We start from the raw sequence: 20,133 nt of genomic DNA, 5'->3' as shown, positions 1-20,133 counted from the left end.
CCATCAGTCCCGAGCGGGGGCGGGGAGGGCGGTCAGCAGGGCGGCGATGACGTCGTCGGTCGTCTTGCGCTCGGCCTCGGCGGCGAACGACAGCAGGATACGGTGGCGCATCACCGGAGCGGCCAGGGCCATCACATCTGCCCGGGTCGCCGCCAGCCTTCCGGCCAGCAGGGCGCGGGCCTTGGAGGCTAGGACAAGGGCCTGACCGGCGCGGGGTCCTGCGCCCCATCGAACATAGTCGCGCACTGCCTGGGGCGCATCCGGGCCAGGGCGGGTCGCGCGGACGAGCGAGGTGATCCAAGTCAGCAGTCCGTCGCTGACATGAACCTCGCGTACCCATTTCTGGAGCGCGACGATGTCCTCGCCGTTCATCACCTGGGTCGGCGCGGCGATCTCGCCGCCGGTGGTGCGCACAAGAATCGCCCGCTCTTCCTCGGCGGTCGGATAGCCCACCCGGATATTGAGCAGGAAACGGTCCAGCTGCGCCTCGGGCAGGGGATAGGTGCCGGCTTGTTCGAGCGGGTTCTGCGTCGCCAAGACGAAGAAGGGCTCGGCCAGCTTGTGGGTGACGCCCGCATAGCTGACCGTGTGTTCCTGCATCGCTTCCAGCAGGGCGGCCTGGGTTTTGGGCGGCGTGCGGTTCAGTTCGTCGGCGAGCAGCAGGTTGGTGAACACCGGTCCGGGTTGGAACCGGAAATGGCGATGGCCCGTACCGTGATCCTCCTCCAGCACCTCGGTGCCAAGTATATCGCTGGGCATCAGGTCGGGGGTGAACTGGACGCGATGGAAGTCGAGCGCCAGAGCCTGTCCAAGTGTGCGCACCAGCAGCGTCTTGCCCAGCCCGGGAACGCCCTCGATCAGGCAGTGACCGCGCGCGAGCAGGCCGATCAGCAGTTGCTCGACGACCTCGTCCTGACCCACGATCGTCTGGCCGATCGCCGCGCGCAGTTCGCCCAGCCGCACGAGCTTGAGCGCGATTTCGGCTTCGGTGGGAGTGTCGGTCATCGAGAATTCCAGGACAGGCGAAGAGGTCAGGCGGTCAGGGCGTAGAGGATGATGTTGACCGCGAACTTGGTGTTGTCTTCGGCCAGAAAGCGCTTGTTGCGCCAGTCGTAATCCCACTCGCAGCCGTAATCCTTGTTGCTGTAGAGCAGGCCAAGGCGCCCGGCGATCTCGATGCCCTTCAGATAGTCGTGGACGAGGTCGTCGCCCCAGCCATTGAGCTCGAAACTGGTCGCGGGCGGCCCGTCGAACTTGAAGAAGTTCCGATAGATCGCGTGGTTGTTCGGCAGCTTGCGCAGGGCGTCATCGCCAAAGATCTTGCGCATCTGGCGCTCGAACGACTTGGCGAACAGGCCGTCGATGTCGTGGTTGCAGTCATCGACCAGAACAAAGCCGCCGTTGCGGACATAGCGCTCGAAATTGGCCGCCTCGGCGGTGTTGAACTCGACCAGCTTGTGCCCCGCCAGATAGCAGAAGGGCGCGGTCAGCATTGCCGGATCCGACAGGCGAACCACCCGCTCCTGCGGATCGACCCTCAGATTGGTGTAATCGACCAGCGAGGTCAGGATGTTGGACGGCATTCGTTGATCCACGTCCCAGTCGCCGGAATCGTAGCGCAGGCGGGTGAACCAGAAATCATAGACGGGGGCCGCCGTGGCGGCGCGCGGGAGGCTGGCGAGCCAGCCTCCCATTGCGCCGCCGGTAAGCACTCGAAGACACTCCGCACGCGTCATGCGGTTACTGGTCATGGGTGATCCAGTCAGACGGCGTCCGACAGCGAGGTGAAGGTGAAGTCGCGCAGTTTCATCGCCGGGATCATCAGCTTCATCTGACCGCCTTCGCTGACGCGAACCGGTCGGCCCAGGTCGTCGATGTTGTTGAGCATGATCACCGGCGACTCGTTGAAGCGGAAGTTCTTCAGCGGGTACTTGAGCTGACCGTTCTCGATGTAGAAGGTGCCGTCGCGGGTCAGGCCGGTCAGCAGCACCGTCTGGGGATCGACCATGCGGATGTACCAGGTGCGGGTCACCAGGATGCCGCGCTCGGTCTCGCGCACCAGGTCGGCGGTCGATTTCGTACCGCCCGACATGATGATGTTGCCAGGGCGCCCGACAGCCTTCTTGCCCTGCTTCTGCGCCCAGTAGCGGGAATAGAGCAGGTTGGTCACCCGGCCGTTCTCGACCAGCGGCATGCGCTCGCGCGCCTGGCCCTGGGCGTCCCATGGGAGCACCGGCAGCTCAGCGTCCCACGGGTCGGCCATGAAGGTGACGCGCGGGTCAAAGATCTGCTCGCCGACCTTGTTGCCGCCGCCCTTCTTGGAAAGGAAGCTGCGGCCTTCATCGGCCTGACGGGCGTCGAAGTAGTTGAACATGAACGAGATCAGGCCCGCGGCGGCGGCCGGTTCCAGGATCACCGTATATTTGCCGGGCTCCAGGGCCTGGGCCTCGGCCGAGGCGCTGGCCTTGCGCATCGCGATCTGGATGTCGCTGGAGGCGTTGAAGCCGCTGGAATCCTGCAGGTTGCGGCTGACCCAGCCAGACCCGCGACCGTCTTCGGTGCGCACCGTGCAGGTGTAGTCCATCTCGGTGGCGCGCTGATAACCCGCTGCGCCCTTGCTGTTGGCGAAGGCGACAAAGCTATGCTCGTCGCTCAGATAGCCGGCGGCGATCAGCTTCTGGGCGCGGCAGGGGGCGATCGAGGCGCGAGCGATCTCGGCGCGTTGCTCCGGCGTCATTGCCGCCGTCGCCGCGCTGAAGGTCGAGCTTGGGCGATAGGTCTGGGGTTCGACGGCGGGAACGAACTCAGGGCTTTCCGGCGCGAGCTTGGCCAGGTCCTCGGCGCGCTTGACTACCCGCGCCAGGGCGGCGTCGGAGAACTCGTTGATGGTCGCGGTTCCCGTGCGCCGCCCGAAGGCGACCTGAACCGACAGTTCGGTGTCGCTGACGACGCCGCTGGTCGAGACGTTATTCAGCGCGAAGCGGATATTGCCTTCGACCGATCCGACCAGTTGCACGGTGCACTCGTCGGCCTTCGATAGCTTGATGACCTTGTCGAGGATCGTCTTGGCTTCGGCTTCTGTCATGATGCTCATTGGACTGTCTCCCTCGATCCGATCAACCGAGCGAGCGCGCGGTATTGATAACGTTGATGTCGTCGAACCTGGTCGTCGACGAGCCGTGGCTCACAGCCGAAACTTGGCTGGGCTGGCCCTTGCCGTCGAAGAAGGATCCAAACAGCCGGTAGTCGCTTTCGTCGCAGATCGCGGTGCAGGCGTTCCAGAACTCCGGCGTGCGCATCTGGTAGGCGACGTCTTCCAGCGGCTGGGTGATCTTGCCGTCCTTGATTTCGTAGAACAGCGTGCCGCCGAACTGCGCGTTGTAGCGCTGCTGGTCGATCGAGAACGATCCGCGACCCAGGATGTAGATGCCGTTCTCGACGTTGGCGATCATGTCGTTCAGGCTCAGCTTGGCCTTGCCCGGCCGGAGCGAGACGTTCGGCATCCGCTGGAACTGCACGGTCGACCAGGAGTCGGCGTAGGAGCAGCCGTCGGACTCGGTCTTGCCCAGGATATGGGCCTGATCGCGCGTAGCCTGATAGTCGATCAACTTGCCGTCCTGGATCAGCGGCCATTGCTTGGTCTGGACGCCCTCGTCATCATATCCGACCGCGCCCAGGCTTCCGGGTTGCAGCTTGTCGGCCATGATGTTGACGATGTCGCTGCCGTACTTGAAGCGGGCCTCGCGCTTGTCGAGCGTGGCGAAGCTTGTGCCGGCATAGTTGGCCTCGTAGCCCAGCACGCGGTCGAGTTCGAGCGGATGCCCGATGGACTCGTGGATGGTCAGGCCCAGGTGGTTGGGGTCTAGCACCAGATCATATTGGCCTGGCTTGACCGACTTGGCGGTCAGCTTCTCGCGCGCTTGCACAGCCGCGGCCTTGGCGTCCTCGACCATGTCATAGGACTTGCCGTAGCTGATAATGCCGTTGGGCGAGGTCGTCTGATCGGCCTTCTGCGGCTCCAGATATTCGAAGCCCAGACCCATCGGCGACGACAGACCCTCGCGCGAGCGGAACTTGCCGGTCGCCTTGTCGATCGCGGTGACGGTGAAGGGCGACCAGATCCGGTGGACGTCCTGGTCGATATAGGAGCCGTCGGTGCTGGCGAAATACTTCTGCTCGTTGACCAGGAACAGGCTGGAATTGACGAAGCTGGCGCCGGCCCCCAGCGCTGCGGCGTTGACGCCCAGCAGCAGGTCGACCTTCTCTTGGAGGGAAACCTCCATGCCGTTGCGGCGGATCGGCGTGCGCCATTGCACTTCGCCGACGCCCTTGGTCGGCGCCAGCCGCACCGGGGCGGTCTGGTTCTTGGCGTTGGCCTTGGCGATGGCGATGGCCAGACGCGCGGCGTCCGCCACGGCTTGCGCCGACATCTGGTTGGTGGCTGCGAAGCCCCAGGCGCCGTCGGCGATGACGCGAACGCCGACGCCGCTCGATTCGGTGTTGGTCACGTTCTGGACGTTGGCTTCGCGCGTGATGATGAACTGGCGCAGATAATGACCCACGCGAACGTCGCAATAGCTGGCGCCGCTGGCCTTGGCAGCGCTCAGGGCCGCATCGGCCAGGCGCTTCTTGATCTCGAGATCCAGCCTTTCGACCAGTTGCTCGGCGGCGATGGCGCGGCCGGCGAAGCCGGGCAGCAGTACGCCTCCGGCGCCGATTCCGCAGGCGGCGAGGAATTGACGTCTATCCAAGTTGCTTCTCCCCAGTGGCCCACGATCTGGCGCGCGTGCGTACCGGCCGTTCGTGAACGGGTTCTGTTGCACAAACATTTCTGTGACACAGGCCGTCGCAGGTCAAATCTTTCCCGATTGGGAAGCGTCGCATTGAGAATGTGCACTTGCGACCAATATGGCCCGCTGACGCTGCCGGCGCGTGCTCGCAGCATTTCGCTCCGATACGCTGCGGCAAACGGTCTTTGCCAAGGCGCCTGCGGCTGCATTGCGAGCAACTAGGCGAGGGGAACCTCAAACAGGGCGCCCTCGAACGTCTCGGCCCCTCGCCCGATAGCGGCGACCGCCGCGATCAGCCGGCCGCTGCGTCCGAGCATCTCGTCCGCCAGCGCGACCATCAAGGGATTGGGCGTCGCATAGGGCGCGGCCAGGCGAAGAGCGCGAGCAATCTCTGCTTCTGCGCGCCCAGGCGCCCGCTGGCAGGCGATGATGAGTGCCGCCGCCGTGGAACGGCTGACTCCGGCCCAGCAGTGCACGAGCAGCGGCCGCGCCGCGTCCCAGCGAGCCGTGAACGCCAGCAAGTCGGCAACCTGTTCGGCATTGGGCGCGACAAGGCCGTCCCGCGGCGCCGCGATGTCATGAAACGCCAATCGCAGGTGCTCGCCATCCGGCGCGGGCCAGCTTTCCGGGGGCGAGGACGGCGACAGCAGGCTGACCATGTGCGATGGCCGGTGCAGGGTCACCGCCGCGTCTACCTGACTGAGCGGGCAGACGAGCAGCGTCATCGCGTGGCCAGCATGGCCGACACGCCCAGCAGGACGCCAAGTTCAGCGACCTGCTCGACCCCGCCCAGCACATCGCCGGTGTAGCCGCCGATCAACCGCCGGGCCGTGAGCGTCAACATCAAAGCCAGCCCGGCGCCGATCGCCGCGCCGGCCAGCCCAGCCATGCCGAGCAGCGCCAGCGGCCAGAGGCCGAGGAGGGCGGCGACGAGCAGTTCGCCCGGCCTGACCCCGTCCGGCGCGGGTTTGTACTTTGCGCTGGTCGGGCCACTGACATTTGGCTGCAGCACCATCACGGCTACGGCGGCCGCGCGGCCGGCGCCGTGGGCGGCGACAAGGGCCAGGGCGGCCGTGGTCAGCGGCAGGACGGTCAGGGCGGCGACCTTGAGGGCCAGGACCATGCCCAAGGCCAGGACACCATAGGTCCCGACCCGGCTGTCCTTCATGATTTCCAGACGGCGCGCGGGGGTCTGGCCCCCACCCAGCCCGTCGGCGGTGTCGGCCAGGCCGTCCTCGTGGAAGCCGCCGGTCAGGAGCAAGCCCACCGCGATCGCCAGCAGGGCGGGCAGGGCGCCGCTCCACACTTGTCCGCTCGCCAGCAACACCAGGGCGCAGGCGGCGCCGACCAGAACACCGACCAGCGGGAAGTAGCGCGCCGCACGGGTGATCCAGTCCGGTTCGAAGTCGGCGAAGGACGGGGCCGGCACGCGGGTCAGGAACTGCACGGCGCAGAGAAACAGCTTCAGCTGGCGCGGCATCAGCCGGGTTCCGCAAGAACTTCGGCCAGGTCGGCCACTTCCGTCAGCAGATTGGCGGCGGCGACCAGTAGCGGCGCGGCCAGGGCCGCCCCGGTACCCTCGCCCAGCCTCAGGTCCAGGTCGAGCAGGGGGCGGACGCCCAGGGCTCGAAGCATAAGGGGATGACCGCGCTCGGCCGAGCCGTGGGAAAAGACGCAATAGTCGAGGGCCGCCGGAACCAGCCGGATTGCCGCCAGGGCCGCCGCCGTACTGATGAAGCCGTCGATCAGCACCACTCGCCGCGTGGCCGCCGCGCCCAGCACGGCGCCGGTCATCATGGCGATCTCCAGACCGCCGAACTCCGCCAGCACGTCCAGGGGCGCCCTTGCGTCAGAGCGCTGGGCCGCCAGGGCGACACCGGCCCGCTTGCGGATCATGCCGTCGGGATCGTGGCCGGCGCCCTGGCCGACGCAGTCGTCCAGTGGCGCCGGGGCGAGGCGGTGCATGATCAGGGCCGCGGACGAACTGTTGCCGATGCCCATTTCTCCCAGGGCGACGACCTGCGCGGTCGACGCCCGGGCGATCTCGCAGCCGTGCGCAATGGCCTGCAGGACCTCGTCTTGGGTCAGGGCAGGTTCGCGGGCGGCGTTGCGCGCCCCCCGCCGAACCTTGGCGGCGATCAGGTCGGGGTGGGCGGGCAGGTCCGCGTCAACCCCCGCGTCCACCACGCGCACCCGCACCCCCGTGGCCTTGGCCAGAGCGCCGACGCTGGAGCGTCCGGACAGGAACAGCCGCACCATGGAGGCGGTGACGCTCGGGGGGTAGGCCGAGACCCCCTCGTGGGTCAGGCCGTGGTCGCCGGCGAACACATAGAGTTCTGTAAGGTCGAGGCGCGGGTCGAGTCGGTTCTGGATCAGGCCGATTTGCACTGCCAGGTCCTCGAGCCGCCCGAGGGATCCCGGCGGCTTGGCCTTGGCGTCGAGGATACCGCGCAGCCGGGGCTCCAGCGCGGTATCGACGGGGATGACGGTCGGCAAGGCGGTCATGACAAGGTCCTGGATAGACGAGGAGTGATCATCGGGCGAGCAGCGTCGCAGTGCCCAGGGCCAGCGGAATTACCCACAGCAGGGCGCAGGCCCGGCGATAGATAGCCAGGCCGCGTTCAAGGTCTTCAACGGAGGGCGCGGGGCCGTCCCCGAACGCTGGCCGCGCGGCTACGACGCCGTCATAGCGCGCCGCGCCGCCCAGACCGACACCCAGCGCCCCAGCCATAGCGGCCTCGGGCCAACCGGCGTTAGGCGACGCGTGCAGCCGTGCGTCGCGGCGCATCGTCCGCCAGGCCAATCCCCGTCGCTGGCCGGCGGCCAGGACCAGCAGGACGCCGGCCAGTCTTGCGGGTGGCAAGTTCATCAGGTCGTCGGTCCGCGCGGCCCCCCAACCGAACATCCGCCAGCGCGGCTCTCGGTGGCCAATCAGGCTGTCGGCGGTGTTGACAGCCTTGTAGGCGAACAGGCCGGGCAGGCCGCCGACCAGCAGCCAGAAGGCCGGAGCGACAACGCCGTCATTGAAGCTCTCGGCCAGGCTCTCCAGGGCGGCGGCGGCGATCTCTGCGGCGTCGAGTTCGGCGGTGTCGCGGCCGACGATCCTGCTCACCGCCGCACGAGCGGCGGGAAGGTCGCCGGCCCGCAGCGGGACCAGAACGGCGACGACATGCTGGTACAGGCTGCGCTGGGCCAAACCGACGGTCGCGATCAGGGCGATGATCGCCAGGCTGGGAAGGCTGTCGCCCAGGATTCCGTGCAGGATCGCGCCCAGCGACACAGCTACTCCTATCAAGATGGCGACCACCACGACGCCTGACAGGCGCCGCCGGTCGTCACTAAGGTCGGGCCTGTTCCAGCGTCGCTCAAGGTCTTCAATCAGCGTCGCCGGCCAGGCCACTGGGTGCGGCGCGAGGCGGTGCAGCCAGGCCGGATAACCCAACACGGCCTCCACCCCGAGGGCCAATGCCACGATCCAGGCCCAGGGCGCGGCGTCAGTCACGGGCTAGCCCGATCAGCTCGATCAATGGCCCCGCGGAGCCCGGCACGATCGCCGCCTCAACGCCATAGGCTCGGCGAAGGACATCGGGGGTCAGGGCCTCCAGCGGCGCCGCGTCGGCGATCAGCGCCCCGTCCAGCAGCACCACCACCCGGTCGGCCAGGCGCAGGGCCACGCCGAGGTCGTGCAGGGTCATGATGACCCCATGGCCGCGCTTGGCCGCGAAGCCGCGCAACAGGTCGACGGTGTCCAACTGGTGGCCGGGATCCAGGCCTGCCAGCGGCTCATCGGCCAGAAGCCAGGAGGGCTGGCCGGCCAGGACACGGGCCAGCAGGGCGCGGCCCCGTTCACCGCCGGACAGGGTGGTGACGTCGCGGTGGGCCAGGCTGGTCATCCGGGTCTGATCCAGGGCCGAGCGCACCGCCGCGTGGTCGACCTCGCTCAGGCCGTGCGCCCCGCTGTGGGGCGTGCGGCCCAGACCCACCAGGGTCTCGACATCCACTGCCCAGGCTACCTCCGGCGTCTGGGGTAGGAAGCCCACACGCTGCGCGCGTTCGCGGTGCGGCAGGGTCAGGATCGGCGTGTCGCCGAGCGCGGCGCGGCCAGCGTCGGGACGGCGCAGTCCCGCCAGGCAGGCCAGCAGGGTCGACTTGCCGGCGCCGTTGGGCCCGACGATGGCGGTGACCTCGCCCGGCCGGAACCGCGTGCTGATCCGATCCAGAATGACCCGGTCGCCGAACGCGACGACGAGGTCGTCGACGACCAGGTCGCCGGTGTCGCCCACGCTCATGCCAGCCTCCGGCGCATCGAGATCAGCAGGGCCAGGAAGAACGGCCCTCCGATCGAGGCCATGGCGACGCCCAGCCGGACCTCTGCGGCCGACGGGGTCAGCCGCACGATAATGTCGGCTGTAAGCACCAGCACGGCCCCGGCGACGGCGCTGGGGGCCAACAGCGCGCCGGGCTGGTGGCCGACAAGGGGCCGCATCATGTGTGGCACGATCAGGCCTACGAAGCCGATCATCCCGGTCACCGCCACGCTGGCGCCTGAGGCCATGCCGACCCCGACCGCCAGCAGCACCCGCGTCAGGGGCAGGTTGATCCCCAAGGCTCTCGCCCCGGTCTCTCCAAGTGTCAGGGCGTTCAGGGCTCGGCCCAAGGTCAGCAGTACCCCGCAGCCGACCGCGATGAACGGCAGGGCCATCCAGACGTCGTCGGCGCTACGGTCGGTCAGGGAGCCGAGCAACCAGTTGATGATCTCCTGGGCCGCCCAGGGACTGGGGGCCAAGCTCAGCGCCAGAGCGACGCCGGCGCTGGCCACGCTGTCGAGAATCACCCCGGCCAGGATGAAGGTGATCGTCCCGCCAGTCCCGCCGGCCAGGGCCAGCATGACGGCCACGCCGATCCCCGCGCCGACCATAGCCGCCGCGAACAGCATCCATGGCGTGCTGAGCCCCATGGCAAAGTACATGGTCGTCACCGCGCCCAGAGCGGCCATGGACGAAACGCCCAGCACGCCGGGGTCGGCCAGCGGATTACGCGTATAGCCCTGCATCGCCGCGCCCGAGAGCCCCAGCGCCGCGCCGACCGCGACGGCCAGGATGGTGCGGGGAACACGGAGCTCGAAGATGATCGCCCAGCGCGGATCGTGCGCGCTCGGCGACCAGGCGCTCCACGGCACCCAGACCCGCCCGGCCGTCAAGGACAGTGCGCAGAGCAAGAGCACGAGAGCGCACAGGCCCGTCATCAACAGAAGCCGCTTGCCGGTCATGCGGACGCTCCGAGCACTTGCCGCCGGGCGGTGGCCAGGACGGCCGCGGTCTGGATCAGCACCGGGCCGCCGCAATAGAGCAGCCGCTCGGGAAACACCGCCCGTTGCATGCGGGGGCCGACGCTGGCCAGGGCTGGATGGTTGAGGATGCGCTCGGCCCAAGTCGGAGCATTGGGCGTGGCCTGACCGGCCAGCAGCACCTCGGGCGGATCGTCCAACAAGCGCTCCAGCGAGACATTGCCCCACTTCTTGAGACCGTAACGCTGGGCGACGTTCACGAACCCCGCACGGCGCATCATCTCATCGACCAGGGTGCCGTGGCCGGCGGCGAAGCCGTTGGGCTGGAACACCAGGGCGGTGACCGGCCGGGCGCCGGGGCGCGGCGCGCCCCTGGCCATGGCCGCTTCAATGCGGGCGATCAGCGCCTCGCCGCGCCGGGGATGGCCGACGGCCTCGGCTATGCGTCGGATCTGCGCCTGGTTCTCGATCCAGCTGTTGGGCACCTTGAAGAGCTCGGTGCGGATCTCCAGGCGCTTCAGCGCCGTCCGGGTGGCCAGCGACGAGTGGGCGGCGGTCAGCACCACGTCGGGACGAAGGGCGATCACCTCCTCGGCGCTCTCGTAGGTCATCGGATAGGTCCGGGCGACGTCGGCGATCGTCGATTGCTGGGCGTCGCGGGCATAGTGGCTGAGCGCCAGGATCTGATGGCGGTCGGCGACATTGACCAGCACCGCGTCGGTGCAGGGATTGAGCGAGACCACGCGGGGCAGGGGCCGCGCCACGGCCGCGCCGCCGGGCACCCCGAGCGCCAGACCCGTCCCGATTGTTGCCCGCCGGGTCAGGCCGGTCAAAACTCGACCCCGCGCTGGGCCTTGAAGCCCTGCTCGAACGGGTGCTTGACCAGAGTCATCTCGGTGACCAGATCGGCAATCTCAAGAAGTTGCGGCTTGGCGTTGCGACCGGTCAGGCAGACATGCTTGTCGTTGGGCCGGGCCTTGAGAACCTCGACCACCTCGTCGATGTCGAGATAGTCGTAGCGCAGGGCGATGTTGATCTCGTCCAGCAGTACGAAGTCCAGCTTGGGATCGGCGATCATCTCCTGCGAAACCAGCCAGGCCGCGCGGGCCGCGGCGATGTCGCGCGCCCGATCCTGGGTGTCCCAGGTGAAACCCTCGCCCATCACCTCGTAGCGGACCTGATCGGGGAATTTCTTGAAGAAAAGCCGCTCGCCGGTCTTCCACTTGCCCTTGATATATTGGACGACGCCGACCTTCAGGCCCCAGCCCAGGTGACGGGCCACCATGCCGAAGCCGGCCGAGGACTTGCCCTTGCCGTCGCCGGTATGGACCAGCAGCAGCCCCTTCTCGAGGGTCTTGGTCTCCATCATCGCGTCCCGCTCGGCCTTGAGGGCGCGCATCGCCTCGGCGTGTCTGGCATTGAGGTCTTCGGTCATCACAGTGTCTCCAGGGCGTCGGCGAGGCGGAGCCAATCGGGCTCGGGGCCGGGAAGGCCGAAGCGGATCAGAGTCTCGTCCCAGGGGAAGGGGCGGGTGAGGATGCCGGCCCGGGCTAGGACCTCGAAACGGCGCGGGGCGTCGGTGGCGCGGGTCAGCCGGAAAAGCGAGGTTCCCCCGGCGACCTCGAACCCTCCGCCGTGCAGCAGAGCGTCCAGCCGCGCCGCGTCCTGCGTCAGCCGTCGGCGGGCATGGGCCGCCCAGGCCAGGTCGGCATAGGCGGCCAGGCCCACGGCGATCGCCGGTCCCGAAACCGCCCAGTCGCCAAGGGTCTGCCTGACCCGCGCGGCCAAGGCCGGTTCGCTGATCAGAAAGCCGAGGCGCACGCCGGCCAGGCCGTAAAACTTGCCGAACGAGCGCAGGACGATCAGCCGCTCATGGCCCGGAGCGCCCGCCAGCGGCGCGACCGACAGCGCCGGGTCGTTGTCGGCGAAGGCCTCGTCGACGATCAGCCAATCCCCTGTCAGTCCGAGAACCTGATCGGGCGTCAGGGCCAGTCCGTCCGGATTGTTCGGATTGACCACCACCCGCAGGTCAACGGCCCCGGCGTCGCCAGCCAGGCACGTCGCGCCAGCCAGGCACGTCGCGCCCGCGAGGCGCCAGGCCTCGGCGTGACCACCATAGGTCCGCGCCGGAACGCCGATCCTCGACGCCGGCAGCAGGCTCGGCAAGCGGCGGATCAAGGCCTCGCTGCCGGGCGCCGCGGCCACCCGAGCCGGATCCTCGACGCCGAACGCTGCCGCAGCTGCCCGCTCCAACGCCCTGACGGTATCGGGATCAGGCAGACGCGACCAAGCTTCGGGCGCCAGGGCCGGAACCGGATAGGACCAGGGATTGATCCCGGTCGACAGGTCAAGCCAGGGCGCCGGCGCGTCCGGATAGAACGTCCGCGCCGCGCCGAGGCGACCGCCGTGGCCAAGAAGGGCCCACGGCGTCGCCATGGCTAGAACCTGGCTCGAACGCCGGCGAAGGCGCCGCGACCCAGGGTCCCGTAGCGGTAAAGGGTCTCGTACTGCTGGTCGAGCAGGTTCTCGACCCGGCCATAGACCTCGAAGGTCTCGTTGATCGGGTAAGCGATCCGCACGTCCGTCAGCACGTAGCTCTTCAGGCGCCGGGTGTTGCTGGCGTTGTCGAAGCTGTGACCGACATACTGCATCGACACCCCGCCGCTCAGGCCGGCCGGCAGATCGATCGCCAGATCCGCGTTGGCGGTTTCACCCGCCCGCCGCGCCAGGTCCTTGCCGAAATTGGCCCCCGCCGAACGGTTGGTGGCGTCCATGTTGGTGTAGTTGGTCGAAACCGTGACGATGGTGTTGACCTCGTAGGACGCTTCGACCTCGACACCGTCGGCCTTGGTCTTAGCCGTGTTGGCATAGCCGCCGAAGTTGGGCGGAGTGTTGTTGGACACGAAGTCGATCTGGTTTTTGGTGTCACGGCTGAAATAGGTGACTGACCCGCGCAGGCGACCTTCCAGCAAGGCGTGCTCGACGCCGAGATCCCAGCTCTTGGCCTCCTCCGGCTTCAGGGTGGTGTTCCCGTAGTCGCTGTAGAGCTGGTACAACGACGGAGCCTTGAAGCCTTCGCCGTAGTTGGCGCGCAACACCGTGGCGCCTTCGTTCAGCGACCAGGCTGCGCCCGCCTGGTAGGTGGTGGAGCCGCCGAAGGTGTCGTGCTCGTCGCGGCGGACGCCGCCTGTCAGGGTCAGGCCCGGGGCTGGCTTGGCCTGAAGTTGGCCGTAGACGCTGTCCATGCCCGTGGCGTGTCGGTCGACCTGGGGACTGAACGACGGCGAGGCGGTGCGGAACCATGTGCGCTCGGTCTCGGCGCCGAACACCGCTCGCCAGACCGGATTGATGGTCCAGGCGCCCTGATACTCCAGGCTGTTGTCTGTGCCTCGCGAGTCGAAGGTCTTGGGCGCGCTGAGGGTTGGATCGTAGTTGTCACGATCGGTCTGGGTGTAGGAATAGCCAACGCGGCTGGCCAGGGCGCCGTCGAAACTGGATAGGCGCGCACCCAGATAGCTGACCAGTTCCCTGATCTTGCCGTACTCGGGGGTGTCGGCGAAGGCGTAGAACGGGGCAGGGAAGCCGTCGAATTCGTTGCGGCCGGCGGTGTAGGAAACGCGACCATCCAGGGCGACCGCGTCGGTCACGTTCAAGTCCAGGCGGCCGCTGACAGCGGTGTTGCGGTAGCCGTCCTTCTCCTTGCCGCCCCGGGACTCGGCGAAGTTGGAGATTCCGGCCGTGGTGTATTGGCTGGCCGCCAGCCGCCAGCCGCCCCAGGCCCCGCCGGCCCCGGCGCCGAAGCGGGCATAGGCCGTGGCCCGCGAGCCGCCCTCGATCGCTGCGTCGCCCGACAATGCGCTGTCCGGCGTCTTGGTGATCATGCTCACCACGCCGCCGATGGCCTGGCTGCCCCACAGGGTCGATTGCGGGCCGCGCAACAGCTCGATGCGGCTAACGTCGCCGGCTAGGAGGTTGGCGAAGTTGTAGCCCCCGCCCGTCGACGATGGGTCGTTCAGCTTGACGCCGTCGATCAACACGGCGGTCTGGTCACTCTCTGCGCCGCGAATGCGCACCTGGGTCGAGCCACCCACGCCGCCGTTTCGCGTGACGGTCACGCCGGGCGTGCGTGACAGGAGGTCCGAGACCACGACGGCCTGACGCTGGCGCAAGGTCTCGCCGGTGATCACGGTCATGCTGACCGGCGTTTCGGACAGCTTGTCCGCGGCGCGTCCGGCGGTGACGACCACCTGGTCGACCGCATTGGCGTCAGAGAGGGTCTCGGCGGCCAGCAACTGGCTTGGCAGGGCGAGAGCCGGAAGAGCGGCCACCAGGGCCAAGACGGAACTATAGCGCATGTTCAAATCCTCCGTGCGCGGCAACGAAGGCTGGCCCGAGGACTCGGACCGGCCCGACGATGTCGCCTCGGGGGAAAGAACCCCATCGTACGGCGCACCCCGGCCGGACGAAGGACGACTGCGACGGGCAGGTCTCCTGGCTCGCGGGTCAATGCCGGTGCGCGTCGCCTTCCCAGCCATCGCCCCGAAGGACGACGACCAGTGGCTTAGTGACGCGCGGACTCGCCGCTTACAGTTGCGGGGGCAGCCCGGGTTTCACACCCGAGTTCCCTTTTCATCTTCTTTCGAAGAACCTGTCGCGAGAGCTGCACTATATGTTGCGTCGCACACGGTCAATCGGAGCATGTCTTGTCGTTCACCCTCGTTCTCGGCGGAGCCCGGTCTGGCAAGAGCGCTTTCGCCCAGGCGGCGGCGGAGGCCAAAGCAGCTGAGGCGGGCGGGCGCCTCGTGATGATCGCCACCGCTCAAGCCTTCGACACCGAGATGGCAGACCGCATCGCCCGCCATCGTCAGGATCGCGGCCCGGCCTGGACGACGCTAGAGGCGCCGCTCGACCTCATCGCCAATCTGGACGGCCTGAGTGCGGACGACGTGGTGGTGGTCGATTGCCTGACGCTCTGGCTATCGAACCTGATGCTGGCCGAGTTCGACGTCGCGGCGGCTGGCGGCGATCTGGTCGCGGCCGCTGAGCGTTTTCAAGGCACGCTGTGGCTGGTGTCCAACGAGGTCGGGTTCGGCATCGTGCCCGACAACGTACTAGCCCGCTGTTTCCGCGACGAAGCCGGCCGCCTGCACCAGACCCTGGCTCGGTCGGCCGGCGCGGTAACCCTGATAGTCGCCGGCCTGGCGCTGCGGATGAAATGATAAAACACCGTTGGCTTCCCCCCATTGAGGCGTCGCACCTAAAAGTCTGACTCATAATGTTTCTGATTGTGATCAGAGGGTTGCGAGCCTTCGGGTCATGAGCTGGACCGATGCCATGAAGAGCCATTCGGTTGAGCTTTCGAGAGTGGCCTCGAAGTCCTTGGCCAGGCGTCGGTTTCGGCCGAGCCAGGCGAAGGTGCGCTCCACGACCCATCGGCGGGGCAGCAGCACGAAGCCCTTGGCGGTGTCGGATCGCTTGATGATCTCGATCTTCCAGTCGCCGCGCCCGGCCATGGCGTGTCGCAGCTTGTCGCCGGCATAGCCGCCGTCGGCGAAGACGTGGCGCAGCCAGGGGAAGCTGGCGCAGATCGCGGTCAGGACGTCGGGCGCGCCGTCGCGATCCTGGATATCGGCTGTGTGGACCCGGGCTGTGACGAGCAAACCACCGGTGTCGGTGAGGATGTGGCGCTTGCGGCCTTTGATCTTCTTGCCTGCGTCATAGCCGCAAGACCCACCGCTTTCGGTGGTTTTGACGCTCTGGCTGTCGATCACCCCGGCGCTGGGCGAGGCCTGGCGCCCCACCGCCTCACGGCAGGCCATCAGCAACAGATGATTGATCGAGGTCCAAAGGCCGCTGTCGCGCCAGGCGTAGAAATAGCGCTGAACCGTCGTCACCGGCGGAAAGTCTCCCGGCAGCATCCGCCACGGCAGGCCGCTGCGTAAAACATACAGCAGGGCGTTGGTGATCGTCCGCCGGGACCACTTGGCCGGTCGCCCCAGCCGAGACCGCGCCGGGACCAGCGGTTCCAGAACCGCCCATTCCTCGTCCGTCAGATCGCTTGAATACCGCAGGCCCTTTCGGGCATGCTTGCGCCGGGTGGTTTCGGTCCACACGTCAAATTCCGTTGATGGCTCGCACCTCCAACAGAATCACAAGTGACTGAAATCACCCAACTTCATTTCGGGTCAGCCTCTAAGGTAAGTGGTGGTGGGCGATTAGGTGTCCACGTAAAAGCCAAGTGGACACCTATGACCTCGACTAACGAGCCTGCTCACGGCGGGGGCACGGCTCGTCACCGCAACATTCGCCGCAGATGGAGCGATGAGGTCAAACGGCAGATTGTCGCCGAGACCTACGCCGATGGCGTCTCGCTGGCTATGGTCGCGCAGCGGCATGACATCAGCCCCGGGCAACTGTTCAACTGGCGGGCGCTGATGGGTGCTGCTGGAATGGGATTGGCGGTGATCCCGGCGCAGAGCGCCCCGGCGATTACGGCGATTGAAATTACGCCCGAGGTCAGGACCCCGCCGCCAGCCGGGCCAATTGCCGTGATCGTTATCGACCTGCCGGGCGGCGCTCGAGTGACCGTCGATGGGGCGATTAGCGAGCCCGTCCTGCGTCGCGTCCTGCTGGCCTTAAAGGCGACGTCATGATCTCGCCGCCGTCTGGCGCGCGGGTCTACCTTTTGACCGCCCCGTGTGACATGAGGGAGGGCATCAACGGCCTGGCCGGCCAGGTTCAGTCGGTTCTGAAAACCGATCCCTGCTCCGGCGCGTTGTTCCTCTTCCGGGTGAAGGCTGGCGATCAGCTGAAGATCCTGGCTTGGGACGGCACTGGCATGTGCCTGTTCATCAAGAAACTTGAGCAAGGGCGGTTTGTTTGGCCGCCGATTGTGGAAGGGCGACTTCAGCTTACGGCTGTGCAATTGGCGCTTTTGCTCGAGGGCATCGACTGGCGGCGGACGGTCGCGCCGCCGGAGACGAAGCGGCCGCAAATCGCATAACAACGGATCTGGGGACGACTGGGCGCATTCTCCTCGTCCAGGATGATACAACCCTGCAGATGCTGACAGCGGATGCCATGGAGGCGGCGGGATTTAGAGTTGAGCTCGCCGCGACACCGGGTGAAGCCTTGGGAAGAGTGCGCGCGAGCCGCGGCGACTACGCTGCAGTTCTGGTGGATTTAAAAGCGCAATAGGCCGATCCCGCAGCCCTGGTTTCCGAGATCCGAGCCGCTTTCGCAGATCTTCGTCTGGTTGTTGTGCACCACGGAGAACAATCTGCGGGACTGACTGACCTCCGGTTCGCTGTCACGATTCTGCGGCCCTATAATTCCAAGCGATTGGCCGAGGCGCTCTCATCGCTTGGAGTCCGCTCCGCAAGGACGGATTGATCCTCCCTTTGTCACGGACGCCCATCAGCTGACTCAGCCGGGCTAGGGTTGGAGCCTCCGGCAAACCCGGCGCGGTTCAGTTAGAACTTCGCGCTGAGGGCCACCTTCACCGCCGTGGGAGATCCCGGAGTGATGTTGGTGTTGCTGTTTGCGAAGAGGAAATACTCCTCACCCAGCAGGTTCTCGACGTTCAGTTGAACGGCGATGCGGTCGTTGATGTCGTAGAATATCGCCGCGTCCACCCGAGTGTAGGCGGGCATGTAGACAAAGTTGTCAGTCGAAGCGAAGCGCTTGCTTTGGTAGCTCACGCCCACGCCGACGCTGAGCTTGTCGATGACATCGTAGCGGCCCCAGATGGAGGCCGCCTGCTTGGGCAGGTTGGCCAACCGGTTGCCCGCCTTCACGGTGCTGGAGACGTTGTTCAGGAAAGTCCCGTCTGAATAGGTGTAGGCGGCCACCACGTCGAACTTGTCGGTCACTTGACCCTGAGCGCTCAGTTCCACGCCCTTGGTCCGCTGCCCGCCAATGGGGACAGTCAGGGAGGCGGCGTTGTTGGGGTCGCTGAGCGCCAGGACGTTGTCGCGGTCCAGTTGGAAGATCGCCGCCGCAAGGTTGATGGCTGGAGTGACATCCCACTTGGCGCCGATCTCGTAGCTGTTGAACTCCTCCGGATCGAGGGAGGCGTTGGTCAGCGAAAGACTGGTCAGTTGGTCGCCACCGCGGGGCTGATAGGTCTTCGAGTAGCTGGCGTAGATAGAGGCGTTGGGAACGGGCTTGAAGATGAGGCCTACACGCGGCGACCACAACCTGTCGTCAGCGGTGATGTGTCGCTGCTGGCCAGCGGGGAAGCCAACTGTGCGCAGGTCATCGACCTCGGTCCTGAATCTTTCGTAGCGGACACCCGCCACTAGTTGCAGGTTCGGCGACAGTTCGATCTGGTCTTGGACATAGCCGGCCGCGACGGTAGCCACGCCCTTGTTGTTGGCGCTGGAGGCGATCGGCGTCCAAGTGATTGGCGCGCTGAAGGTGGAGGCCAGGATGGGAACCGTTAGGCTGGTCGCCCCGCCCGCAAAGCGGCCTTCGAGACGTAGGTTGGTGGTCTTCTGGCGGCCGAACTCCGCGCCTGCCAGAAGGGTATGCTCGAAGGCCCCGGTAGTGAGCTTGGCGTTCAGGTCGGTCTGACTGATGAGATTTTTGCGCGTCGTGGCGTTGTTGTAGGCCGAGATGACCACCGTGGTCTCGGCGGCGCCTACCGCGCCTGGGAAGATGTTCTGATAGAACTTATCGTAGTCGGCGAAGCGCAGGCGGCTGCGGATCGACAGCCGGTCACTGAAGGTGTGCTCGGCGAAGAGGGTGAGGGCGTCGGTGTTGGTCCAGGTGGGGCTGTTGCCGGGGTCGCCGAAGAACTGGCCGCGGGGGGTCTTTAGGGGGCCGACCACCGTGGTCGCTGTGGCCCGGAAGCGCGAGGGCACGCCTCGGTCGGCGATGCGGTCGTCTTCGAAGTGCTCAAAGCCGGCTTGCACGACCGTGCCTTCGCCCAACTTAAACGACGCCGTGGGATTCAAGCCCCAGCGCTCGTAGTTCACACCGTCGCGGTAGCTGTCGCTGTTATGGTACACACCGGTCAGGCGCAGGGCGACGGCGTCGCTGACGGCGTCACCAAGGTCGAAGCTGACCCGGCCGTGCGAATAGCTGCCGGCCTCGACACGCATTTCACGGACGTTTTCCCAAACCGCAAATTTGGTCACGCGATTGATGACGCCTCCAATGCCGCCACGGCCGAAGATCATGGCGTTGGAGCCCTTGAAGATCTCCAGACGGTCGATGTTGTAGAGGTCGCGGTAGGTCTGGACGTCGTCACGGACGCTATCGACGAAGAAGTCGCCGGTGGTCTGGTTGCCGCGCAGGACGATAGTTTCGCGGTTGCCTTCGCCTTGAGCTGAGAACACACCCGGCACATAGCGGACGGCGTCGCCGATGCTGAGGGCGGCCTGGTCGTTGATCTGCTTCTGCGAAACGACGCTGATCGACTGCGGCACGTCGATCAGGGCGGTGTCCGTCTTGGTGCCCGTCCGGCTGCGGGTGACCTTGTAGCTATCACGGGACTCATGCTCGGCGGCCGTTACGGTCACGCCGCTAACCTGAGTGGGATTCACGGTCTCGTCGGCGTTGGCGGCGGTGGCGCTGATCAGCATGGCGGCGCTGGTCAGCAGCAACATGCGATAGCCGGTGGCACGGTTGGAACCAGGAAAATTCATGAAGCCCTCATGATGCCGTACCGCGAATGCGAACAGTTATCATTTTCGAGGGCGTCTTAACAGCGGCGAACACCGGTGTCCATGGGCACAGTCGGAACCGGCAAAATGCAAGGATGACCAATATTTCGGGGAGGCCGTGCTGGGGCGGGTCAGCCGAAAAGGCGAAGTTGCAATCGCTATCCGCTACTGTCTCAACCGCTGGAACGCTCTCACCCGGTTCGTTGACGACGGCCGGCTGGAGATGACCAACAACGCCGCCGAGCGGGCCATCAGGCCGCTGACGCTCTGGCGACGGAACTGGACCTTCGTCGGATCTGACACTGGCGGTGATCGCGCCGCAGTGTTCTTCACCATCATGCAGACTTGCCGGCTGAACGGCGTGAACCCAGAGGCCTACCTCGCCGAC

At 66.6% G+C, this 20,133-nt stretch carries 19 protein-coding genes, 1 pseudogene and 1 riboswitch; of the genes and pseudogenes, 4 read left to right on the top strand and 16 right to left on the bottom strand.

Features of this window, described 5'->3' with window-relative positions; translation table 11 throughout:
* Positions 1–3 precede the first annotated feature (3 nt).
* The 14 genes from ACP69S_RS19845 to ACP69S_RS19780 all read right to left on the bottom strand — a co-directional run bounded on the left by ACP69S_RS19845 (position 4) and on the right by ACP69S_RS19780 (position 14,432).
* A complete protein-coding gene (locus tag ACP69S_RS19845; RefSeq protein WP_426000195.1) occupies positions 4–1,005 on the bottom strand; it encodes an AAA family ATPase in 1,002 nt (333 codons plus the stop codon).
* Between the two features lie 26 nt (positions 1,006–1,031).
* Entirely contained in the window at positions 1,032–1,751 is a 720-nt protein-coding gene (locus ACP69S_RS19840) for a DUF4159 domain-containing protein (protein WP_426000193.1), read from the bottom strand.
* 11 nt (positions 1,752–1,762) lie between these two features.
* Positions 1,763–3,094, bottom strand: coding sequence for a TldD/PmbA family protein (locus tag ACP69S_RS19835; RefSeq protein ID WP_426000191.1), 1,332 nt, complete (start codon positions 3,092–3,094; stop codon positions 1,763–1,765).
* A 22-nt stretch (positions 3,095–3,116) separates the two neighbouring features.
* Entirely contained in the window at positions 3,117–4,751 is a 1,635-nt protein-coding gene (locus ACP69S_RS19830) for a TldD/PmbA family protein (protein ID WP_426000189.1), read from the bottom strand.
* 257 nt (positions 4,752–5,008) lie between these two features.
* A complete protein-coding gene (locus ACP69S_RS19825) occupies positions 5,009–5,515 on the bottom strand; it encodes a tyrosine phosphatase family protein (protein WP_426000188.1) in 507 nt (168 codons plus the stop codon).
* Positions 5,512–6,270 (bottom strand): adenosylcobinamide-GDP ribazoletransferase, encoded by a 759-nt coding sequence (gene cobS / locus ACP69S_RS19820; protein WP_426000187.1) that lies wholly within the window; start codon positions 6,268–6,270, stop codon positions 5,512–5,514. The genes ACP69S_RS19825 and cobS overlap by 4 nt, the downstream gene beginning before the upstream one ends.
* Entirely contained in the window at positions 6,270–7,295 is a 1,026-nt protein-coding gene (gene cobT / locus ACP69S_RS19815; protein WP_426000186.1) for a nicotinate-nucleotide--dimethylbenzimidazole phosphoribosyltransferase, read from the bottom strand. The genes cobS and cobT overlap by 1 nt, the downstream gene beginning before the upstream one ends.
* A gap of 28 nt (positions 7,296–7,323) precedes the next feature.
* Positions 7,324–8,292, bottom strand: coding sequence for an adenosylcobinamide-phosphate synthase CbiB (gene cbiB / locus ACP69S_RS19810; protein WP_426000184.1), 969 nt, complete (start codon positions 8,290–8,292; stop codon positions 7,324–7,326).
* Entirely contained in the window at positions 8,285–9,079 is a 795-nt protein-coding gene (locus ACP69S_RS19805) for an ABC transporter ATP-binding protein (protein ID WP_426000182.1), read from the bottom strand. Before ACP69S_RS19805 ends, cbiB begins: the two co-directional genes overlap by 8 nt.
* Entirely contained in the window at positions 9,076–10,059 is a 984-nt protein-coding gene (locus ACP69S_RS19800; RefSeq protein ID WP_426000180.1) for a FecCD family ABC transporter permease, read from the bottom strand. The genes ACP69S_RS19805 and ACP69S_RS19800 overlap by 4 nt, the downstream gene beginning before the upstream one ends.
* On the bottom strand, positions 10,056–10,910 hold the full coding sequence (locus tag ACP69S_RS19795) for an ABC transporter substrate-binding protein (RefSeq protein ID WP_426000178.1): 855 nt from the start codon (positions 10,908–10,910) through the stop codon (positions 10,056–10,058). The genes ACP69S_RS19800 and ACP69S_RS19795 overlap by 4 nt, the downstream gene beginning before the upstream one ends.
* Complete coding sequence (cobO, locus tag ACP69S_RS19790) at positions 10,907–11,512, bottom strand: cob(I)yrinic acid a,c-diamide adenosyltransferase (protein WP_426000176.1); 606 nt, start codon at positions 11,510–11,512, stop codon at positions 10,907–10,909. The genes ACP69S_RS19795 and cobO overlap by 4 nt, the downstream gene beginning before the upstream one ends.
* Positions 11,512–12,513 carry a threonine-phosphate decarboxylase CobD gene (gene cobD / locus ACP69S_RS19785; protein ID WP_426000174.1) on the bottom strand — a complete coding sequence of 334 codons (1,002 nt, stop codon included), beginning with the start codon at positions 12,511–12,513 and terminating at the stop codon, positions 11,512–11,514. Before cobD ends, cobO begins: the two co-directional genes overlap by 1 nt.
* A gap of 2 nt (positions 12,514–12,515) precedes the next feature.
* On the bottom strand, positions 12,516–14,432 hold the full coding sequence (locus tag ACP69S_RS19780; RefSeq protein WP_426000172.1) for a TonB-dependent receptor plug domain-containing protein: 1,917 nt from the start codon (positions 14,430–14,432) through the stop codon (positions 12,516–12,518).
* 109 nt (positions 14,433–14,541) lie between these two features.
* Positions 14,542–14,744: riboswitch (cobalamin riboswitch) on the bottom strand.
* Between the two features lie 36 nt (positions 14,745–14,780).
* Here ACP69S_RS19780 and cobU point away from each other — a divergent pair.
* Positions 14,781–15,296 carry a bifunctional adenosylcobinamide kinase/adenosylcobinamide-phosphate guanylyltransferase gene (cobU, locus tag ACP69S_RS19775; RefSeq protein WP_426000170.1) on the top strand — a complete coding sequence of 172 codons (516 nt, stop codon included), beginning with the start codon at positions 14,781–14,783 and terminating at the stop codon, positions 15,294–15,296.
* A gap of 72 nt (positions 15,297–15,368) precedes the next feature.
* Here cobU and ACP69S_RS19770 read toward each other — a convergent pair whose 3' ends face one another.
* Complete coding sequence (locus tag ACP69S_RS19770) at positions 15,369–16,190, bottom strand: IS5 family transposase (protein ID WP_426000168.1); 822 nt, start codon at positions 16,188–16,190, stop codon at positions 15,369–15,371.
* Between the two features lie 42 nt (positions 16,191–16,232).
* On the opposite strand from ACP69S_RS19770, the gene tnpA reads away from it, so the two are divergent.
* On the top strand, positions 16,233–16,730 hold the full coding sequence (gene tnpA / locus ACP69S_RS19765; protein WP_426000166.1) for an IS66-like element accessory protein TnpA: 498 nt from the start codon (positions 16,233–16,235) through the stop codon (positions 16,728–16,730).
* Positions 16,727–17,080, top strand: a complete 354-nt coding sequence (tnpB, locus tag ACP69S_RS19760; RefSeq protein ID WP_426000164.1) for an IS66 family insertion sequence element accessory protein TnpB — start codon at positions 16,727–16,729, stop codon at positions 17,078–17,080. Before tnpA ends, tnpB begins: the two co-directional genes overlap by 4 nt.
* Positions 17,081–17,549: 469 nt before the next feature.
* On the opposite strand, the gene ACP69S_RS19755 is transcribed toward tnpB, so the two are convergent.
* Positions 17,550–19,727, bottom strand: coding sequence for a TonB-dependent receptor (locus tag ACP69S_RS19755; RefSeq protein WP_426000162.1), 2,178 nt, complete (start codon positions 19,725–19,727; stop codon positions 17,550–17,552).
* A gap of 85 nt (positions 19,728–19,812) precedes the next feature.
* Between ACP69S_RS19755 and ACP69S_RS19750 the strand changes: the two are divergent.
* Positions 19,813–20,133, top strand: a pseudogene (locus ACP69S_RS19750) (IS66 family transposase); the annotation flags it as partial.

It is taken from the genome of Caulobacter sp. DWR1-3-2b1 (assembly GCF_049895765.1).
GTDB lineage: Bacteria > Pseudomonadota > Alphaproteobacteria > Caulobacterales > Caulobacteraceae > Caulobacter.
Note: the sequence above shows the minus strand (reverse complement) of the source record. Positions and strands in the feature narration are given on the sequence as shown.